The 19,705-nt window shown below is 67.2% G+C and carries 17 protein-coding genes; 6 read left to right on the top strand and 11 right to left on the bottom strand.

Annotation, left to right across the window (positions count from 1 at the left end; all coding sequences use genetic code 11):
- Nucleotides 1-18: 18 nt before the first annotated feature.
- Nucleotides 19-570, bottom strand: coding sequence for a TIGR03086 family metal-binding protein (locus ACJH7A_RS19155; protein ID WP_020103331.1), 552 nt, complete (start codon nucleotides 568-570; stop codon nucleotides 19-21).
- A gap of 174 nt (nucleotides 571-744) precedes the next feature.
- Between ACJH7A_RS19155 and ACJH7A_RS19150 the strand changes: the two genes are divergently transcribed.
- Both ACJH7A_RS19150 and ACJH7A_RS19145 read left to right on the top strand, forming a co-directional pair.
- Nucleotides 745-1,773: a zinc-binding dehydrogenase gene (locus tag ACJH7A_RS19150; protein WP_061010623.1), complete on the top strand. Its 1,029-nt coding sequence runs from the start codon at nucleotides 745-747 to the stop codon at nucleotides 1,771-1,773.
- Between the two features lie 29 nt (nucleotides 1,774-1,802).
- Nucleotides 1,803-2,831: an alcohol dehydrogenase gene (locus tag ACJH7A_RS19145; protein ID WP_212814124.1), complete on the top strand. Its 1,029-nt coding sequence runs from the start codon at nucleotides 1,803-1,805 to the stop codon at nucleotides 2,829-2,831.
- A 58-nt stretch (nucleotides 2,832-2,889) separates the two neighbouring features.
- On the opposite strand, the gene ACJH7A_RS19140 is transcribed toward ACJH7A_RS19145, so the two are convergent.
- The 5 genes from ACJH7A_RS19140 to ACJH7A_RS19120 are packed head-to-tail and all read right to left on the bottom strand — an operon-like array spanning nucleotide 2,890 to nucleotide 7,677.
- The gene (locus ACJH7A_RS19140) at nucleotides 2,890-4,317 is read right to left on the bottom strand and encodes an NAD(P)/FAD-dependent oxidoreductase (RefSeq protein WP_212814122.1); all 1,428 of its coding nucleotides are present in this window, start codon (nucleotides 4,315-4,317) and stop codon (nucleotides 2,890-2,892) included.
- Nucleotides 4,317-5,237, bottom strand: a complete 921-nt coding sequence (locus ACJH7A_RS19135) for an NADP-dependent oxidoreductase (RefSeq protein ID WP_061007340.1) — start codon at nucleotides 5,235-5,237, stop codon at nucleotides 4,317-4,319. Before ACJH7A_RS19135 ends, ACJH7A_RS19140 begins: the two co-directional genes overlap by 1 nt.
- Nucleotides 5,238-5,242: 5 nt before the next feature.
- Nucleotides 5,243-6,073, bottom strand: a complete 831-nt coding sequence (locus ACJH7A_RS19130; protein WP_061007341.1) for an alpha/beta fold hydrolase — start codon at nucleotides 6,071-6,073, stop codon at nucleotides 5,243-5,245.
- Nucleotides 6,074-6,084: 11 nt separating this feature from the next.
- Entirely contained in the window at nucleotides 6,085-6,804 is a 720-nt protein-coding gene (locus ACJH7A_RS19125; RefSeq protein ID WP_406802543.1) for a hypothetical protein, read from the bottom strand.
- A 9-nt stretch (nucleotides 6,805-6,813) separates the two neighbouring features.
- On the bottom strand, nucleotides 6,814-7,677 hold the full coding sequence (locus tag ACJH7A_RS19120) for an alpha/beta fold hydrolase (RefSeq protein WP_212814120.1): 864 nt from the start codon (nucleotides 7,675-7,677) through the stop codon (nucleotides 6,814-6,816).
- 160 nt (nucleotides 7,678-7,837) lie between these two features.
- Here ACJH7A_RS19120 and ACJH7A_RS19115 point away from each other — a divergent pair, with 160 nt between their 5' ends.
- A complete protein-coding gene (locus tag ACJH7A_RS19115; protein WP_061007337.1) occupies nucleotides 7,838-8,659 on the top strand; it encodes an alpha/beta fold hydrolase in 822 nt (273 codons plus the stop codon).
- Here the strand turns inward: ACJH7A_RS19115 and ACJH7A_RS19110 are convergent.
- Nucleotides 8,646-9,101 (bottom strand): helix-turn-helix domain-containing protein, encoded by a 456-nt coding sequence (locus tag ACJH7A_RS19110; protein ID WP_061007338.1) that lies wholly within the window; start codon nucleotides 9,099-9,101, stop codon nucleotides 8,646-8,648. The two genes, ACJH7A_RS19115 and ACJH7A_RS19110, sit on opposite strands and share 14 nt — an antisense overlap.
- A gap of 54 nt (nucleotides 9,102-9,155) precedes the next feature.
- On the opposite strand from ACJH7A_RS19110, the gene ACJH7A_RS19105 reads away from it, so the two are divergent.
- Complete coding sequence (locus tag ACJH7A_RS19105) at nucleotides 9,156-11,858, top strand: ATP-binding protein (RefSeq protein WP_406802542.1); 2,703 nt, start codon at nucleotides 9,156-9,158, stop codon at nucleotides 11,856-11,858.
- A gap of 106 nt (nucleotides 11,859-11,964) precedes the next feature.
- Here the strand turns inward: ACJH7A_RS19105 and pheT are convergent, their stop codons facing one another.
- The 3 genes from pheT to ACJH7A_RS19090 are packed head-to-tail and all read right to left on the bottom strand — an operon-like array spanning nucleotide 11,965 to nucleotide 16,453.
- Nucleotides 11,965-14,451 (bottom strand): phenylalanine--tRNA ligase subunit beta, encoded by a 2,487-nt coding sequence (gene pheT, locus ACJH7A_RS19100; RefSeq protein ID WP_406802541.1) that lies wholly within the window; start codon nucleotides 14,449-14,451, stop codon nucleotides 11,965-11,967.
- The gene (pheS, locus tag ACJH7A_RS19095) at nucleotides 14,451-15,494 is read right to left on the bottom strand and encodes a phenylalanine--tRNA ligase subunit alpha (protein ID WP_212814116.1); all 1,044 of its coding nucleotides are present in this window, start codon (nucleotides 15,492-15,494) and stop codon (nucleotides 14,451-14,453) included. The genes pheT and pheS overlap by 1 nt, the downstream gene beginning before the upstream one ends.
- 56 nt (nucleotides 15,495-15,550) lie before the next feature.
- Nucleotides 15,551-16,453, bottom strand: coding sequence for an adenylate/guanylate cyclase domain-containing protein (locus tag ACJH7A_RS19090; RefSeq protein WP_212814114.1), 903 nt, complete (start codon nucleotides 16,451-16,453; stop codon nucleotides 15,551-15,553).
- Nucleotides 16,454-16,656: 203 nt separating this feature from the next.
- Between ACJH7A_RS19090 and ACJH7A_RS19085 the strand changes: the two genes are divergently transcribed.
- Nucleotides 16,657-17,685 (top strand): oxygenase MpaB family protein, encoded by a 1,029-nt coding sequence (locus tag ACJH7A_RS19085; protein WP_212814112.1) that lies wholly within the window; start codon nucleotides 16,657-16,659, stop codon nucleotides 17,683-17,685.
- Between the two features lie 4 nt (nucleotides 17,686-17,689).
- On the top strand, nucleotides 17,690-18,931 hold the full coding sequence (locus tag ACJH7A_RS19080; protein WP_212814110.1) for an acyl-CoA dehydrogenase family protein: 1,242 nt from the start codon (nucleotides 17,690-17,692) through the stop codon (nucleotides 18,929-18,931).
- A gap of 7 nt (nucleotides 18,932-18,938) precedes the next feature.
- On the opposite strand, the gene ACJH7A_RS19075 is transcribed toward ACJH7A_RS19080, so the two are convergent.
- Complete coding sequence (locus ACJH7A_RS19075) at nucleotides 18,939-19,679, bottom strand: RNA methyltransferase (RefSeq protein ID WP_212814108.1); 741 nt, start codon at nucleotides 19,677-19,679, stop codon at nucleotides 18,939-18,941.
- Nucleotides 19,680-19,705 lie beyond the last annotated feature (26 nt).

Here is a 19,705-nt window from a genome sequence, read left to right as displayed (position 1 = left end):
TTACTGCGCCTTCTGGAGTCACGCAACGTGTTGTCGCGGATGACGCCCGGTGAAAGCGACCAAGCGATCAAGAGCCTCGGCATCGGTGGTTACCGGTACCTGAGGGTCGAACCCCGCAGTACGCCGACTGTCCGGGGTGATGATGCGCTGTGCAAGCGAGAGCACGAAGTCGGCGTGTGCGGCGGCGACAGCCAGCGGGCGTGCCAGTGCCTGCGCGAAGTCCCAACCGTGCACCACCAACTCGACCGACAGCACTCCCAACGCCAGGTGCGCAGGCATGACCCTGCCGGCGAACATCGCGTCGCCTTCCGTGCCCCGAGCGCGCCAGGCGTCGATCACCGAATTCGTGGTCTGCGAGATGCGTGTCCCGATGCCCGCGTTCTGCGTGACGAAAACCTGCGCCCCAGCCGCCTCGCCCACCATTGTCACAGTTCCCGCCAGATGATCCGCCAGCGCGGCCACATCGAATCCCGGGCAGGGCGTCGGCAATCGCACACTCTCGCCGACGGCGGCGGCCAGCACCGGGAGAATCGCAGCCAATGCCATTTCAGCGCTCGACAATTCGTTCATGCCGGTGATTCTCGCCGTGCATCGCGAAGCGCGGCATAAGTAATCTGACTGCCGGCCGCGGCGGACAACGCTTGCCAACCTGGCCAGATCACTTGGAAGACCGTCACGCCCGCCGCACGCCAAACGACGGTCACCGTGCGGATACCGCGATTCGGTCCGGGTTGATGTCCTGACGTGGTGACGGCATATCGGGCGTATCAGGTGACCGGACAGCGGCAATTCACCCTCGTGGAACGGGAACTTCGGGAGCCGGACCATGGGCAGGTCCGCATCCGCGTGTTGGCCTGCGGGGTGTGCCACAGCGACGTGCTCGCCGTGGAGGGGCAGCGAACCGACCCGCAGGAACCGGTGGTGCCGGGACATGAGGTGATCGGCATCATCGACGCTGTCGGCACCGGCGTCGATCCACGCTGGCAGGCCGGTGACCGCGTCGGAGTGGGGTTTCTCGGCGGGCAGTGCGGGCAGTGCGACTTCTGCCGCCGCGGAGACTTCGTCAACTGCAGTGATCAACCACAGCCGGGTACCACCACAGACGGCGGCTATGCCGAGATCATGTACGCCCGGTCCACCGGATTGGTCCGTGTCCCAGACGGTTTCGACGCGCTCACCGCAGCCCCGCTGCTCTGCGCGGGTGTCACAGTGTTCAACGCGATACGCGCCGCTGGGCCACCGCTGAACAGCTTGGTGGCGATCCAAGGCATCGGCGGGCTCGGCCATCTCGGCATCCAGTACGCAAAGAAGATGGGATTCCAGGTCGCCGCCGTCGCGCGCGGCACCGGGAAGGAGGAGCTGGCAAAGACATTGGGCGCCGACCATTTCATCGACAGCTCGACCGAACATGTCGCATCGACGCTCAACGCACTCGGCGGTGCCGCCGCCGTCATCGCGACGGCGTCGAGCGGACCGTCGATGGCAGGGTTGGTCGCCGGACTGCGGCCCCGCGGACGTTTGGTCGTTGTCGGGGCATCCCCCGAGCCGCTGCCTGTTCACACATCCGACCTGATCTTCGGGGGCCGCAGCATCCTCGGCAGTCTGACCGGTTCTGCGATCGACAACGAAGACAACCTGGCGTTCAGCCTCACGCACCAGATCGCGCCGCTCGTAGAGCCCATGCCTTTCACCGAAGCACCCCGTGCGTATGACCGGATGATGTCCGGCCGCGCCCGGTTCCGCGTGGTGCTCGACGTCGCCACCCCCGCCTGATCCGTTTCTGTCGCAAAGGAGTCACATTCATGGTCGCCACATACCGGAGCGTCGAGGTCACCGAACCCGGTGGTGCAATCACACTCACGGACCGGCTGGTGCACGAACCCGGCGACGGCGAGGTGTTGGTCCGCGTCGAAGCCTGCGGCGTGTGCCATTCGGACTCTCAGATCGCCGCGGGCCACCTGCCCGACACGGTCTTTCCGGTGACGCCCGGTCATGAGGTCGCCGGTCACATCGTGGCGGTCGGGCCCGGAGTGCTCGACTGGCAGATCGGCGACCGCGTCGCAGTCGGCTGGTTCGGGTATTACTGCGGGAGCTGTTCCCGCTGTCGCCGCGGTGATTTCGTGCACTGCACGCGCTCGAAGGTGACCGGGGCCGGGTTTCCGGGCGGCTATGCCGAGATGCTGCTCGTGCACCAGTCCGGACTGGCACGGATCCCCGACGCCCTCACCGCCGTCGAAGCCGCACCACTCGCGTGCGCCGGAGTGACGATGTTCAATTCGCTGCGCCACAGTGGTGCACGCCCAGGCGACGTGGTCGCCGTCTTGGGCATCGGCGGACTGGGTCACCTGGGCGTGCAGTTCGCCGCACACATGGGATTCCGGACCGTGGCCATCGCACGCGGCGCCGAAAAGGCCGATATGGCTTATCAATTGGGCGCTCACCATTACATCGATTCGACCGCCGCCGACGTGGCCGCCGAACTGCGCAAGCTCGGTGGCGCGCGGGTGGTGGCGGCGACGGCCACCAATCGGACCGCGATCAGCGTTGCGGGCGACGGCCTCGCGCCACACGGTGAGGTACTCACGCTTGCCGTGCTCGCCGAACCACTCGACATAACTCCGCTACAACTGATCAACGCCTCAGGCACCATTCATGGACATCCTGCCGGTACCGCAGCGGATACCGAAGACACCCTGGAATTCGCTGCCCTGCATGGCATTCGGCCGTGGGTTGAACCGATGCCGCTGCGGGATGCGGCCGCCGGTTACGACCGGATGATGCGCAATGAAGCGCGCTTTCGGGTGGTCCTGACGATGACCGACGCCGGGTAGTCGGTAGCGGCGGTGCCTCGCGTGGTTGCGCGGGCACCGCCCGCACCGGGCAATGCGCTCAGGCCAATAGTCCCAGTAGCTGGTTGAAGCACTCCGACATCGAAGGGTGCGTGTAGATCTCGTCGCGCAGTGCACGCGCGGTGATACCGTGCCGCATCGCCAGTGCGACGATGTTGATCACTTCCTGGGCGTCATGACACCACAGTGTGGCGCCGAGAATCTTGCCGGTGGTGGCATCGACGACGACCTTCATCATTCCTTCGGTCTGTTCGACGATACGTGCACGGGCCACGGTTGCGAGATTTGCGACCGGACTTGCGGCGACGAGGACGTCGTGACCCGCAATGCGCGCCTGCGACTCGGTCAATCCCACCCGGGCCAGCGGCGGGGTGAGGAAGAGACACGTAGGCACTGCCGTTCGCTGCGACGCCCGCCGCGGTTCATCGACCCCGGATAGCTGGTCGGCGACGATGCGGTAGTCATCGAGTGAGATATAGGTGAATTGGGGTCCCCCAGTGACATCACCGACGGCGAAGATGTGCGGCACGGTGGTTCGACGGTAGTCATCGACGACCACTGCACCCCTGTCGGTCGTCTCGACTCCCGCCCGGTCGAGGCGCAATGCAGCCGTGTTCGGGGTGCGCCCGAGCGCGACGAGAACAGTGTCGGCGTCGACACTCACCGGTCGTCCATCGCTCAGGTACCGAACACGAGCCATCGGCGCGGCTCCGGGACGGAGGATCGTCTGCACGTCGACGACATCGGCGCCGGTTTGGATATCTACGCCGCGCGCGAACAGCAGTGAACGCGCCATGTCCGCGATCTCAGGCTCCTCGCTTGCGAGCACTGCCGGATTCCTCTCGAGGACCGTGACCGAGCAGCCGAACGCGGCATACATCGACGCGAATTCGAGGCCGATGAATCCACCACCGAGAACGACGAGGCGTTCCGGGCGAGCCGCCTGATGCAACAGCTCGACGTTGGTGACGGCCACCGGACAAGCAGCCAGGCCGGGTATCTCCGCGGTGCCGGCGCGCGCCCCGGTTCCGATGACGATCTGACGAGCGCTCACCGTCACGGCACCTGCATCACAACTGACCTGCACCGTGTTGGCATCTACGAACATGGCGGTGCCGATCAGCACCGTGACCGACGGAATGCTTTCCAGTGCAGCGAGGTTGGCCGCACGAAGCCCCGCGGTCAACCGCTCTGTTGCGGCAACCGCTGCGGCATAAGCCAGTTCACCCGGGAGGTTTGTCGCGGCGTTCTTCTCGCCCTGATGGACCATCGACTTCGTCGGCACGCAACCGGTGTTGATGCAGGTGCCGCCGAACATCTGCGCCGCCTGCTCGACCAGGACCACCCGTTGGCCTGTCCGGCCGACGTCACCGGCCAGCGTCTTGCCACCCTTACCGAAACCGATGACGAGCAGATCGGCTTCGATCGCCGTGCTCTCCACGACGTCGGTTCCAGCTTCGTTCGCCATCACAGGGTCAACACCACCTTGCCGGTCCTGACGCGGTAGGACTGCGCCTGCCCGGCCTGTTCCAGCGGGAAGGTGGCCGCGATCGTCGGGACCAGCGCCCCGCGGCCGGCAAGCTCTGCCAGCGCAGTCATGCCCAGCCGGTCGGCCTCGACGAACAGTCCGGCCGGCCGGATACCTCGCGCGACAGCGTCGGCGACGACCTCCGGCAGAGACTGCGGCAGCGACGAGACCAGCGTGCCGCCGGGTTTGAGCACCTGCAGCGCCTTGCGCTGATAGTCGTTACCAATGAGGTCGAACACCACATCCACATCGCTGAGCACCGTCGCGAAATCGGTTGTGGTGTAGTCGATCACCTCATCGGCGCCGAGGCCGGTCACTATCTCGACGTTATCGGGTGACGCCAGTCCGATGACATACGCGCCGAATGCCTTGGCGATCTGCACCGCCAGATGTCCCACCCCGCCGGCCGGGGCGGTGATCAGCACCCGGGTGCCCTCTCCGATGCCGGCGGTGTCCACCAGTGCCTGGTAGGCCGTCAACCCGGCCAGCGGCAACGCGGCGGCCTGAACATGGTCGAGGTTCGCCGGTTTCGGCACGAACACCCGAGTCGGAGCGACGACATAGTCGGCATAGGCGCCGTGCCCCAGAGGGAATGGCAACAGGCCGAACACCTCGTCACCGGGCCGGTAGAGGGTGACGCCGAAACCCACGGCTTCGACAGTGCCGGACACATCCCAGCCCAGGACGAACGGTGTCGCCCCGACGAGTACCCCGCTCTGACGGTTCACCCCGTCAACCGGGTTCACACCGGCGGCGTGCACCCGGACCAGAATCTGCCCAATTCCTGGTGTAGGACGGTCGATCTCGACCACGTGTAGCACCTCGGGCCCGCCGAGTTCGTCCTGGCTGACAGCTCTCATGGCGCTCATCCCAGGAACCGGTTGACGTCGTGCGCGAAATCCGCGATGTGCTGGAACAGGAATCCGTGGCCGGCGTCGCTGTAGAGCACCACCTTGGCATCCGGCAGTTGCTGCGACATCGCGTAGGTCGCATAGGAATTGATCATCACGTCATGGGCACCGTTGACGACCAGCACCGGCAGCTTCAGTTCGGCCAGCCGCAGGTAGTAACCACCGAACGCGGCGATGGCACTCAACTGGGCCCGATAGGTGTCCCCTTGCACCGCGGCCTGGGACTGCAGCAACCGAGTGTCCAAGCGCCGCAATGAAGCCAGTCCGGCGGCACGACCCTGATCGGTTTCGGGGAAGAACAGGTACAGGTAGTCCTCATCGTCGTTGACGGGGTGGCCGAGAATCTCCCCCACCCGGGGCCCGGGGGCCGGCTGGTCCGGCACTCCTGCCGGCGTGCTGCCCGCGACCACCAGCCGACGCACCAATTCCGGTGCACGCAACGCAATGCCCTGGGCGACAATGCCACCCAACGACCATCCCAGCACGTCGACCTCGGTCAGCCCGAGCGCCCGGATGAACGCGATACCGCCGTCTGCAAGCCCGTCGATGGTGGTCGGCGCGGCACCGCTGGAGAGGCTGGTCCCCCGATTGTCGAAGACGATGACCTCACGTTCGGCGGCCAGCGCATCGAGCAGTTGTGGATCCCAATGGTCGACAGTTCCGCGCAGGCGCATGCACAGCACCAGCGGGACTCCGCCGGTCCTCCCGAATCGGCGGTAGTGGAAACGTTCGCCGTCAGGGCCCCCGACGAAGCGATCCTCTGCTTGATCGGACAAATATGTCATGGGCATTCCCTTCAGTTGACGGTGATATCGGTCAGTTCGATGGACACCACGAGTTGCTCCGGTAGCGGGTGGTTGTCGGCGTCGCGGACGTAGATCATCCGGGTGCGTGGGATGACCAGACCGCCGATCTCATCGAAATCCGAAACGTAGTGAGCGCCCGGGGATCCCCCGGCAATGTCGACCTGGTAGTCGCGACGTCGAATCAGTCCGTCGGAATCGATGTACAGGATCTGGTGGGGACTGTGGGTGGCGATCGCGTCGGGGTAGTCGACGTGCAGGGTGCGCCATTGCTGGCCGTCCTCGGTCCAGGATTCGCCCTCTGCGGTACGCACACCGGGAAAGGTGAGATTGAACGGCTCGGCCGTGTAGGTCCACATGGCGTACCCCGTGAAGTACGCCAATTGCAATGTGCTCCAAGGTGTTTCGAGAGTATGCCCGGCGAACGATGCTCTGGGATCGTCGAGCATCTCGACGATGTCCCCGGCTGTTGTCTCGATACCGACCCGTTGCGGCGTGTAGGCGGTCCTCAAATCGGGCGCAGTGAAAGGCGACAGCGAGGTGCGTTGGTCTTTGATCCAGACCGTGATCTCACCGTCGTCGACGATGCCAGGTACGGCCTTGATGTCCCAGATGGCGCCCCCGAACCGTTTGCGCGCGGTGACCGAGGTCAACTCCCGCCAACGGTCGACGCCGCCGTAGGCATTCAGCACAGAGGTGAGCAGGTCGGTCATGAATTCTCCTTAGCGGCCGAGGAATTGGCGGACGTGCTGGCCGAACTCGACCGGATACTGGTCGAGGAATCCGTGGTCTGCATCGGGATAGATGCGCAGTTGGGCGCCGCGGATCCTCTCGGCCAACAAGTAACTGTTCTTGGTCGACATCATGGTGTCGTTGTCGCCGTTGGCGACAAGCGTCGGTTGGGTGATGGCCGAAAGCCGTTCCAGCTTCGACGATTCCGGTATGCCCCAAGTCATCAGCGCCTGGTACTGCGCGTCACGACAGGCCAGAGTGGTTTCGGCGTCACGGTCGGTGTCTCGAGCGTGGGTGCGCGCCAGGTACTCCCAACCGCGCTGGACGCTCTTCTCGGAGCCGGAAAAGAAGAGCGCGATGAATCCTTCGGCGGTGATCTCGTCGGCACAGGCGTAGGCGTAGACGTCCTCGGACCACCTGTGCAGATCGGGAGCACCCTGCGGCGCCGTGCCGGCGAGCACCAGCCGGCGCGGCAATCGCGGACGCACCAGCGCGATCTCCTGGGCGATGTGACCGCCGAGTGAAAAACCGAGCAGATCAACGGATTTCAGGCCGAGCGCGTCGATGAACCGGAGGGCGCCGCGCGCCATGTCCGCGATGTTGTCGGGTGTGGCGCCAGTGGAGCCTCCGACGCCGCGCAGGTCGACGGTGATCACCTCACGGTCGGCCGCGAGCACGTCCAGGAATGCTGGGTCCCAGTAATCGAGATTGCCGCGAAAATGCTGAAGCAGCACCAGCGGCGGCACCGTGGCCGAAGGACCACCGAAGCGCCGGTAGGCGAACCGTTCACCGTCGACCTCGATGTCCAGGTTGGCGGCGTGCGCAGCGCCCACCGCGGTGGAGGCTTCCGTCATGTGGTGTCTCCCTGCTGTCGTCGTTGTCACCAGCCTGCGTTCTCGGCCCGGCTCCCGGTATCCGTCAATTGACTACGGGGGTATGCGGACGAGGGCCCGCGTGGCGCGATGGTCGTTTGACTGATGGCCGCGTCTGACAGCTGAGGCCAGACTGGCACCCATGCCATTCATCGAGGGCTCCGACGGGGCGCAGCTGTACTACAAGGACTGGGGATCCGGGCCGGCGGTGGTCTTCAGTCATGGCTGGCCGCTCAGCGCCGACGCGTGGGATGTGGAACTGAAACTCCTCGCCGACAACGGTTTCCGTGCCATCGCCCACGACCGTCGGGGGCACGGCCGGTCCGAGCAGACGTGGTCTGGCAACGATATGGACACCTACGCCGCAGACCTGGCGGCGCTGATCAACGGACTCCGATTGTCCGACGTCGTCGTTGTGGGGCATTCCACCGGAGGTGGCGAGGTGGTGCGGTACGCGGCACGCCACGGCGCCGGTCGGGTGCGCAAGGTGATCACGGTCGGCGCGGTGCCACCGGTGATGGTGGCATCAGCAGAAAACCCCGAGGGCACACCGCTGTCGGTGTTCGACGACATCCGGGCCCGCGTACTGGACAACCGATCCGGGTACTGGCGGGAACTCGCGGTGGCGTTCTACGGTTTCAACCGAGACGGTGCCACCGTCTCCCAGGGACTGATCGACCATTTCTGGCTCCAGGGCATGCAGGCGGGACTCGCATCGGCGTACGACTGCGTCAAGGCGTTCTCGGAAACCGACCTGACCGCGGATCTGCGGGCCCTCGAAGCGCCGATCCTGATCGCCCACGGCGACGACGATCAGATCGTCCCGATCCACGATGCGGCGTCGAAATCGATCGAGCTGGTGCGGTACGGCACCCTACGGGTGTATCCGGGCGCCCCCCACGGTATTCACGGCGACTACCAGCAACAGCTGAATCGCGATCTGCTGGACTTCATTCGGAGTTGAGCGAGTCGATGAGTGCCACGTCACGGGTAGGTACAGCGATGCCGTCGTGCCGACGGAAGACCACCAGTGCATGCTCGCCGGTGGATTTCTCGATGAACCGGTAGCCGCTGCGCTTGGTGGTGACCCGGTGTTTGCGACCCCACTGCCCCATCGCGGCGAGCACTGTCACCAGATCATGTCCGGCGTCGGTGAGCACGTAGCGACTGCGCGTGCGCTCGCCGGGCTCCCGATAATCCTCGACCTCCAGGATGCCGGCGGCCACCAACTCGGCCAGCCGCGCGCTGAGTACATCGGAGGCCACCCCGAGCTGCTCGCGGAATTCGGAGAACCGGGACCGCCCCAGCAATGCCTCGCGGGCGATCAGGATGGCCCACCGCTGCCCCAGCACCGCCATCGTGCGGGCTATCGGGCAGGCGTCGTCGGACCACGGGTCGGTGCGCATCCTCACACCATACCTAGGTTGGCAATGCCAATTCAGGCTGCTAGCTTGGCAACGGTGATAATCGGTCGGTCAACCGAGTTGTCAAGCGTCACCGACACGCTCGCCGCGATCTCCACAAGTGGCGCAGCGCTTGTCGTCGACGGTGAGGCCGGTATCGGCAAGTCCACGTTGCTATCGGCGATCGCCGACTGGGCGGTGGCCAACGGCTACAGCAGGCTGGGCTGTTCGGGCCTGCAGAGCCAGAGCGAAGTGGGTTTCGCCGGCATCCACGAACTCATCCACCCGGTGCTCGACCACACCCCGGCATTACCACCCCGCCAGCGCACGGCCCTGCTGACCGCTTTTGGCCTGGCCGAAGGCCCGACGCCAGATCGGCTGATGGTCAGCCTGGCGGTACTCGGACTCCTCGAAGAATCGGCGAGCCGACGCCGAATCGTCCTGATCATCGATGACGTCCAGTGGCTGGACCAGTCTTCGCTGGAGGTTCTGGCGTTCGTGGCGCGCCGGCTCAGTAATGCACCGCTGATGATGTTGTGCGCCGAACGTACGGGGCTCGATGGCGCCACCGCATATCTGGACGGTCTGCCTCGATTGTCATTGGGTCCCTTGGCTCCCGAACATGCCCGTCAACTGTTGAGCACCACCGCCCAGGACGCAGACGCCCTGCTCCAGCAACGGGTACTCGAGCAGGCAGGCGGCAACCCGCTGGCAGTCATCGAACTGTCCGGCGCCCTGAGCGAGCGCGGCAGCAGCGCCACCTTCTCCGGTGAGCCGCTGCCCACGACCCGCCGGGTCGAACGAGCTTTCCTGTCCCAGCTCGACGATCTGACCGACAACGGCCGCCTGCTGCTGCTATTGATCTCGGCCAGTGATGGCCAGCTACGTGACATCGACGTCGCAGCTGATCTTCTCGGCCTGGTACTCACCGATGAATTGGCCCCGCTGGAGCGGGCGGGCCTGATCAGGGCGGGCGGCGACCGGATCCACGTCCGCCATCCGTTGATCCGATCGACGGTCTATGGCGCAGCTCCGCTGTCCACGAGGACAGTCGTCCACCGGGCACTCGCCGACGCGACGGTGGACCTGGTCCGCGCGGCATGGCACCGCGCGGAAGCCACATTCGGCACCGATGAGCAAGTTGCCACAGCTTTGGAAGGCGCCGCGCGGCACGCCCATGCGCGCGGCGCCGGCGCCGAATCCGCCGCGGCCCTGCGCCGGGCGGCCGTGCTGTCCCCAGAACCGTCTTCTCGGGTGCGCCGGTTGACCGAAGCGGCCGAGATCGCCCGCAGCTCCGGACTGACCGCCGAGTCCATCAGCATTCTCGGCGAAGCCGAGAATCTCGGTGCCAAGCATTGCAGCGCAGAGCAATTGGCCATCACCCGATTCGTCCTCAATGCGACCGCTGCGCTATCGGGCCAGTCGGCGACCGAACTCGTGGCGCTCGCCGGCAAGTTCACGGACGGCGACGCCGCACAGCGTCGGTTGCTGTGGGCTGCAGCCATCGAGTGCCGCATGCACGGCCTCGCCGAGGAGCCCCGTCGCGACATCGTCGCGGCCATCAGCCGCCTCGATCGCGGCGCGGACGATCCGGCGGTATGCATGGCAATGGCGTTGCTGGACGACACCGGCGCGGGTCAGGCCCTACGCACCCGTCTGCCCCGGTTCGTAAACGAGGTTGCCGACGACCCCTTGCTGTTGATGGCGCTCGGGTTCGCCGCCGAGGCGGTCGCCGACCGCACGCATGCCATGCAGTGCTGGAAGCTGGTCCAGAGCAGGTCCAGGACCTCAGGGTCAGCCGCCGACGAATGCGAGAGTCAGCGCGGCGCGTCGCACCTGCTGTTGCAAGAGGGCCGAATCCAGGCCGCGGCCATCGCGGCCGAGAATGCGCTGCGGCTGGCCCGGGACATCAAGCTACCGATGACCGCGGCCTCGGCGGCGGCCACCCTGGCCCGGGTGCAGGTATGGCAGGGCCGGTTCGACCAGGCCCACGAGACCATAGCCACCGCGCGTCGACTGCTGGCTCCCGATCCCGCGATCCTGTGGCATGACGACGCGCACTGGGCAGCGGGCCTGTTGTCACTGTTTACCGCCGATCCGGCCGAGGCATTGGGACACCTACTGAAAATGTCCGGGCACAGGACATCCCAGCGGTGGGCCGTCGCCGATCTCGCCGAGGCCGCGGCCGGCAGCGACCGAGCCGAACTGGTGCGACCGCTGCTCGCGGAGATCGAGGATCAGGCGCGACAGCTGGGGACCGGCCTGGAGTTGATGCTCGCGCATCGCGCACACGCGCTGTTGGCCCAGACCGATGATGCGGCACAGGACCATTTTCTGGCAGCTCTGACCGCCGGAGATGACGCGGATGCCGAACTCGAAACGGCCCGAACGCATCTGGCATATGGGCAATGGCTGCGCAGACAGCGCCGGATCACCGAGGCGCGCACCCATCTGTCGTCGGCGCTGGCCGTATTCGACGCCGCCGGCGCGGCACCGTTCGTCGATCGGGCCGCCGCCGAGCTGCGTGCGGCAGGCGTGGCCACCCCTGCCGGGACTCCGCGTCAGGGCCCGGCTTCCGACCTGACCTCCCAAGAACTTCAGATCGCTCAGTTGGCCGCCGCAGGGCTGACCAACAGGGAGATCGCCGACCGCATCTACGTTTCACACCGAACCGTTGCGGCCCACCTTTACAAGATGTTCCCCAAGCTCGGCATCACCAACCGCAATCAACTGCACACCGTGTTGGGCCAACAACAATGATCTGACCGATGCCTACGATGCGCACGCAGCTCCGGCGAGCGGCCCCAAAATGCACGCCGCAGGCGGCGTGTCTGCGTACAAACACGCCCGCTCGCGGGAAGTTGAACTAGCGGCGGTGCTCGGCGCCGAGGCGCTCGGTGGCCAGGGCCACGGCGGCGTCGCGGGCCGCGCTGGCCTCGTCCTCGGTGAGCGTCCGGTCGGGCGCCCGGAACCGCAGGGCCAGGGTCAGGGACTTGCGACCCTCCCCGATCTGCGGGCCGGTGTAGACGTCGAACAGCCGTGCGTCCTCCAGCAGGTCGCCGGCGCCTTCACGCACGACGTCGACCACGGCCTGGGCGGCCACATCGTCGGCGACGATCAGGCTGACGTCCTGGAAGACCGCCGGGTACGGCGACACCGACGGCACGATGGCGCGCTCGACGACCGGGATGGCATCCAGGTTCAGCTCGACGGCGCACGTGCCCTTCGGCAGGCCGGTGCGCTCGATGACGGCCGGGTGCAACTGGCCGGCGTAGCCGACAACGGTGTCACCGACGAGCACCTCGGCGCAGCGTCCCGGGTGCCACGGCAGTTCCTGTGCCGCGCGCAGCGTCACGTCGACGCCGCAGGCCCGGGCGATGATCTGCACGGTCTCCAGGGCGTCGGTGGCCTCGACCGCACGACCCGGGCCCCACGGGCCCGCCGGCTCACGCAGGCCCGTCAGGACGGCGGCGACGTGCAGCGGCTGGTACGGCAGCGCCTCGTCGATCGCGGCCAGTTCGGCGTCGGTCGGACGCCGGTCCACCGGGATGGGCGCGAGCGCCTTGGTGTGCGGCGTGGCCTGGACGACCTGCTCGATACCGAACAGGGCGACGTCGGCCGCACCGCGAGACACGTTGCGTACCAACGCCTCCAGCAGGCCGGGCAGCAGCGTGGTGGCCAGCGCGGGCCGGTCGGCCTCGAGCGGGTTGAGCACCGAGATGGTGGCGCGGCGCGGGTCGTCGGCCGGCAGGCCCCAGGCGTCCAGCACGCCGGCGGGCAGGAACGGTGTCGGCAACACCTCGACGAAACCGCCCAGCGCCAACGACTTACCGATGGCACGACGGCGCTGCTGCGCCGCCGTCAGACCGCGGCCGGCGGGCGCCTGCGGCAGCACCGACGGGATGGCATCGAGCCCTTCGAGCCGCAGCACCTCCTCGACCAGATCGGCGGGCTGCTTCATATCGGGCCGCCAGCTCGGCGGCACGACGGTGGCGGTCGCGCCGGACACCGTGACGTGCGCGCCGATCTGCATGAGGCGGCGGGCCGTGGTGCCGTCCGGGTAGCTGACGCCGGCGACGCGGTCGGGCAGGTCGACGGAGATGGTCACCGGCGGCTGCGACCAGTCCGGCGCGGTGTGCTCGGCACGCCAGTCGGTGAGCGTGGGTTCGACGGTGCCACCGGCGATCTCGGCCAGCAGCGCGGCGCAACGGTCCAGCGCGGCGCGGGAGATCGCCGGGTCGACGCTGCGCTCGTAGCGGCGGCTGGCCTCGCTCACGAGGTGCAGGCGGCGCTGGGTGCGCGACACCGCGGCCGGGTCCCAGACCGCCGCTTCCAGCAGCACGTCGGTGGTGGTGTCGCGGACCTCGGTGGTACCGGCGCCCATCACGCCGCCGATGGCCGCGGTGGCCACGTCGTCGACGATCAGCACGTCGCCCGGATCCAGTTTGCGCTCGACATCATCGAGGGTGACGACGGTCTCCCCCGGCTTCGCGAAGCGCACGTCGAAGCCACCGGTGATCAGCTTGCGATCGTGGGCGTGCATCGGGTGGCCGAGCTCGAGCATCACGTAGTTGGTGACGTCGACGGCCGGTGAGATGGCGCGGATGCCGGACAGCAGCAGGCGGCGCTGCAGCCACCACGGCGACACCGCGGCCGGGTCGATGCCGACGACCGGACGCAGCCCGAAACGCTGCACGCCGGTGCCCGGCTGGACCGTCAGCGGCCAGGCCTCGCCCTCGGCGGGCAGGGGCGGCACGTCGGCGGGGTCGACGAAATCCAGGTCGAAGGCGCAGGCGATCTCGCGTGCCATGCCGCGGATGGAGAGGCAGTAGCCGCGGTCCGGGGTGATGGCGAGGTCGAACACCACGTCGTCCAGCCCCAGCACCTCGGCGCCCGACGCACCGGGCTCGGCGGTGCCCGGGGGCAGCACGATGATGCCGGAATGGTCGGAGCCGAAGTTCAATTCGGCCGCCGAGCAGATCATGCCGTCGGACACCCGGCCGTAGGTCTTGCGCGTGGCGATCTTGAAGTCACCGGGCAGCACGGTGCCCGGGAGCGCCGCGACCACGAGGTCGCCGACAGCGAAGTTCCGTGCCCCGCAGACGATGTCGCGCGGCTCGGCTTCACCCACGTCGACCTTGCAGGCGCGGATGGGCTTCTTGAACTCGGTCAGTTCCTCGATCTCGACGACGCGGCCGACCGTCAGCGGACCGGTGACCGGCCCGGCGGCGATGACGTCCTCGACCTCGTGGCCGATCCGGATGAAGGCCTGTTCCAGTTCCTCCGGCGACACGTCCCAGCCGGGAGCCCCGGCCTGGACCGCTTCCCGCAGCCAGCTGTAGGGAATACGCATCAGGCACCCACCCCGAACGGCAGGGAGAAGCGCACGTCGCCCTCCACCATGTCGCGCATGTCGGGAATTCCGTTGCGGAACTGCAGGGTTCGCTCCAATCCCATGCCGAAGGCGAATCCGGAGTATTCGTCGGGGTCGATGCCGCAGGCCCGCAGCACGTTCGGGTTGACCATGCCGCAGCCGCCCCACTCCACCCAACCGGGGCCGCCCTTCTTGTCCGGGAACCAGACGTCGACCTCGGCCGACGGCTCGGTGAACGGGAAGAAGTGCGGACGGAACCGGGTGCGGCCCTCGGGGCCGAACTGGGCGCGCGCGAGGGCATCCAGGGTCCCGCGCAGGTTGGCCATGGTCAGGCCCTTGTCGACGGCCAGCCCCTCGACCTGGTGGAACACCGGGGTGTGGGTGGCGTCGAGTTCGTCGGTGCGGAAGGTGCGGCCGATCGACACGATGTAGACGGGCAGTTCGCGTTCCAGCAGGGCCCGGATCTGCACCGGCGACGTGTGGGTGCGCAGCACCTGTCGCGAGCCGTCGGGCGCGATGTGGAAGGTGTCCTGCTCGCTGCGCGCGGGGTGGTCCGGCGGGAAGTTCAGCGCGTCGAAGTTGAACTGTTCGGTCTCGACCTCGGGACCTTCGGCCAGTTCCCAGCCCATCGCCACGAAGGTGTCGGCGACGTTCTCGGCCAGGATCGTGATGGGGTGCCGGGCACCGATGGGCTGCCGCGTCGTCGGCAGCGTCACGTCGATGCGCTCGGCCACCAGGGCGGCGGCATCGCGCTCGGCGCGCAGCACCACGATGCGGTCGTCGTACGCCTGCTGCGCGGCGCTGCGCGCGACGTTGACGCGCTTGCCGGCGTCGGCCCGGTCCTCCTTGGCCAAACTGCCCAGTGCCTGACGGGCCAGCGCGATGGGCGATTTGTCGCCGAGGTGCTCGGTCTTGGCGCGAGCCAGAGCGTCCAGGTCAGCGGCCTGGTCGAAGGCGAGACGAGCGGCCTCGACCGCCGCGGTCAATGCTGCTTCCGATAGTTCTTCACCCTGCTCAGCCACCCGGAGATCATAGCGACGAGCGTCGCGCCCACCGCACTCGCCGGGACCGGCAGACCCTAGGCTTCGGCGAGCTCCCCGTCATCGGGTTCGGTTCCGGCGTCCTTGCGCGGCCTGATCCAGTACATCGCGAGGTCCTCGGGCACGCCCGATGTCTTCGGGCCGAACAGCTGCTTGCGCACCTTCTTGGGCGTCACGCCGAGGGCGTCCAGGTACTGCTGGTCGATCCGGTCGAGCGTGGACTGCGAGATGATCAGCCCGCCCTTGGTGGCCCGCTCCATGACGCGCGCCGCGATGTTGACGTCGACACCGAGCAGGTCCGACCCGATGCGCTGCGGCCGCCCGGTGTGAATGCCGGCCCGCATCTTGGGGTGATAGCCGTCGATCTCGACTTCCTTCAGGGCATCGAGCGCGCGGATGACCGACCGCAGCGCGGTCACCGGATTGCTGAACACGGCCATGGACCCGTCGCCCATGCGTTTGACGATGTGGCCGCCCGATTCCAGCAGCGGCGGTTCGAACACCTGGGCCACGCGACGCAGCAGCCGGAGCGTGGTCTCGTCGCCGACGCTCAGCGACCATTTGGAGAAGCCGACGAGATCGGTGAAGACGATGGTCACCTCGGGGTTCGCGGGCCGGCCCGACACACGTTCGGTCAGGGCCTGCCACACCTGCAGGCCGGCGAGACTCACCTCGTGGGACGCCCCGCCGCGTGGCAGAAGCCGATCGGCGGCGCGGGCCGCGGCGCTGGGGCCACCGACACCGGCCACCGACAGCGGATCACCGAAATCGGGGTCGCCGGGCAGGGCACGACGTGCCCGCCTGATGAATCCGATTACAGCCGGACTGTGATTGGTGTTCTGCAACCACCCCAACGGTCCACTTGATCCTGGCCCCGCGTGTGACGCCGGGCCGATCTCTCCCACACCGTCGGATCGTTCTTCGAACGATTCGACTTCCACGACGCCACCCTAGGTGGCGGCCCGCGGCACCGGCAACGACCGTGGCCGCGCGTCGGAAAACTGGCTGGTCACTGAGTTATGGCGACCCGATGGACGCTCTGTAACGGTCCCGGCAACACCATCGTCAAATCGTGGACAACATACGTTGTCACGATTATCGTGGCGACACAGAACCCTCGGTATCAACGTTGAGCGAGGACACCATGACCCCACGGACGACACCCGCCGCCGAACCCCTCGGGCCGGATTCGCTGACCTGGAAGTACTTCGGCGACTTGCGCACCGGCATCCTCGGCGTGTGGATCGGCGCGATCCAGAATATGTATCCCGAACTGGGGGCCGGCGTGGAGGATCATTCGATCCTGCTGCGGGAGCCGTTGCAGCGGGTCGCGCGCTCGGTGTACCCGATCATGGGAGTGGTCTACGACGGTGACCGCGCCGCCGACACGGGCGCCCAGATCCGCGGCTATCACGAGACCATCAAGGGCGTCGACCACGACGGCCGCCGCTACCACGCGCTCAATCCCGAGACGTTCTACTGGGCGCACGCGACGTTCTTCATGCTGATCCTCAAGACCGCCGAGTACTTCTGCGGCGGGTTGACCGAGGCCGAGAAACGCCAGCTGTTCGACGAGCACGTGCAGTGGTACCGCATGTACGGCATGAGCATGCGGCCGGTCCCGGAGACCTGGGAGGACTTCCAAACCTATTGGGAACACAAGTGTTCCGAAGAGCTGGAGATCAACCGGGCCACGCTCGACATCTTCACCATCCGAATCCCCAAGCCGTGGTTCGTGCTGATGCCCACCCCGGTGTGGGACCAGATGTTCAGGCCTCTCGTGGCCGGGCAGCGCTGGGTTGCGGCCGGTGTGTTCGACCCCGCCGTCCGGGAACGGGCCGGCATGCGCTGGACACCCGGCGATGAAGTGGTGCTGCGGCTGCTGGGCAAGGCCGTCGAGCTCGCCTTCCTCGCCGTCCCCGATGAAATCCGTTTGCACCCAAGAGCATTGGCGGCGTATCGCCGGGCCGCCGGGCGCGTGCCGGCCGACGCGCCACTGGTCGAGGCGCCGGGATTCATGGCCCCGCCGAAAGACCGCTGGGGCCTGCCGATGCATTATGTCCCACGTCACAAGTCGTTGATGGAGCGCGCCGGGTCACTGGTGCACACCACGTTCTCGTTGGCCGGTCTGCGTCCCGCGCGGAACCGTTCAGTGTCCGGAAAGGCTGCCTGAATAGATGCTTGATTGGTCCGACGTCGATATTGCCGTGCGCGACGCCGTTCGCGAGTTCGTGGACAAGGAAATCCGGCCGCACCTCGACGAACTCGAGGGCGGCGACATGGAGCCCTACCCGATCATCCGAAAACTGTTCGCCACCTTCGGAATCGACGTCATGGCACGGGAGGCGCTGGAGCGACGGCTGTCCCGGCTGCGGTCCGGTGAGGCCTCGGACGGCAAGCCCCGGGCGTCCGGCGGGATGTTCGGCGGCGGACCCGACCAGGCCGGCATGGGCATGGTGCTGATCAGCGAATTGTGCCGGGTCAGTTCGGGTCTGGTGACGGGCGTGGGCGTCAGCCTGGGTCTGACGGTGCCCACCATCCAGAGCCGCGGCACGTTGGCCCAGCAGGAGCGTTGGCTGCCCGGACTGGTGACCTACGAGAAGGTCGGCGCCTGGGCCATCACCGAACCCGATTCGGGCTCAGATGCTTTCGGTGGCATGAAGTCCTACGTCGTGCGTGACGGCGACGACTACATCCTCAACGGCCAGAAGACCTTCATCACCAACGGTCCCGACGCCGACGTCGTCGTCGTCTACGCCAAGCTGGACGAGGGTGACGGGGCCGACAAGCGCGACCGCAAGGTACTGACCTTCGTGCTCGACCGCGGCATGGAGGGCTTCGTCCAGTCGAAGCCGTTCCGCAAGATGGGTATTCACTCCTCGCGTACCGGCGAGCTGTTCTTCAACAACGTGCGGCTGGGCCGCGACCGGCTGCTCGGCGAGACCGAGGAGAACAAGGCCGGCGACGGCCGCGACAGCGCCCGGTCGAGCTTCTCGGCCGAACGCGTCGGCGTGGTGTCCATGTCGCTGGGCATCATCGAGGAATGTCTGCGGCTGTGCATCGACTACGCCAAGACCCGCACGTTGTGGGGCAAGGAGATCGGGCAGTTCCAGCTGATCCAGCTCAAGCTGGCCAGCATGGAGGTGGCGCGAATGAACGTGCGCAACATGCTGTTCCGCGTCATCGAGTCCGGCCAGGCCGGCCGCCAGATTCCGCTGGCCGAGGCGTCGGCGATGAAGTGGTACTGCTCGCAGGCCGCCACCGACGTCGCGATGGACGCGATCCAGTTGTTCGGTGGCAACGGCTACATGACCGAGTACCGCGTCGAGCAGCTGGCGCGTGACGCCAAGTCGCTGATGATCTACGCCGGCAGCAACGAGGTGCAGATCACGCACGTCGCCAAGGGGCTGCTCGCCTGAGGCCGGATCAGGAGTGGGCCCGGGAGCTCTCGTACAGGCAGATCGACGCTGCGGCTGCCACGTTGAGGCTCTCGGCGCTCCCCCGCATCGGGATGTGCACCCGCTGCGATGCCAGCGCCATGACCTCGTCGGGCAGGCCGTGCGCCTCGGGTCCGAACAGCCACGCGGTACGTGCCGACAGGTCGGCGGAGCGGATGTCGACGGAGGCGTCCAGCGCCGTCGCGAGCACCTCGATGCCGCCGGCCCGAATCGCTGAAACCACCGCGGCCGCATCGGGATCCACCACGACCGGCAGCGAGAAGATACTGCCCGCCGAGGACCGCAGGCATTTCCCGTTGTAGGGGTCGACGCTGTGTCCGGCGAACACCACGGCGTCGGCACCCATGGCGTCGGCGATGCGGATCAGGGTGCCGGCGTTGCCGGGCTCCGACATGCCGACCGGCACCGCCAACAAGCGCGGCCCGGACGCCAGCACATCGTCGAGCGTCACCGAAGGCAGCGCGCACACCGCGATGAGCCCGACGGGAGTGACGGTCTCCGACAACGCCTTTGCAGCCTTGTCGGTGATCACCGAGACCGGGGCGCCGTCGAGCAGCGCGCCGAAGCGTTCCAGCGCGGCCGCGGTCGCGAAGACCTCGGAAACAAGACCGCGCCGAAGCGCCGCCTCGACGAGGTTGGGTCCCTCGGCAAGGAAGCGCCCGGCGCGTTTGCGCCCGACGTGGCGCTGCAGCTTGGCCGCAGCGACCACCCGGGCAGATCGCTCGGTGAGCGCTG

This window comes from Mycobacterium sp. SMC-17 (assembly GCF_045310915.1).
GTDB lineage: Bacteria > Actinomycetota > Actinomycetes > Mycobacteriales > Mycobacteriaceae > Mycobacterium.
The sequence above is the reverse complement of the archived record's forward strand: the minus strand, read 5'-3'. Positions and strand labels throughout refer to the sequence as shown.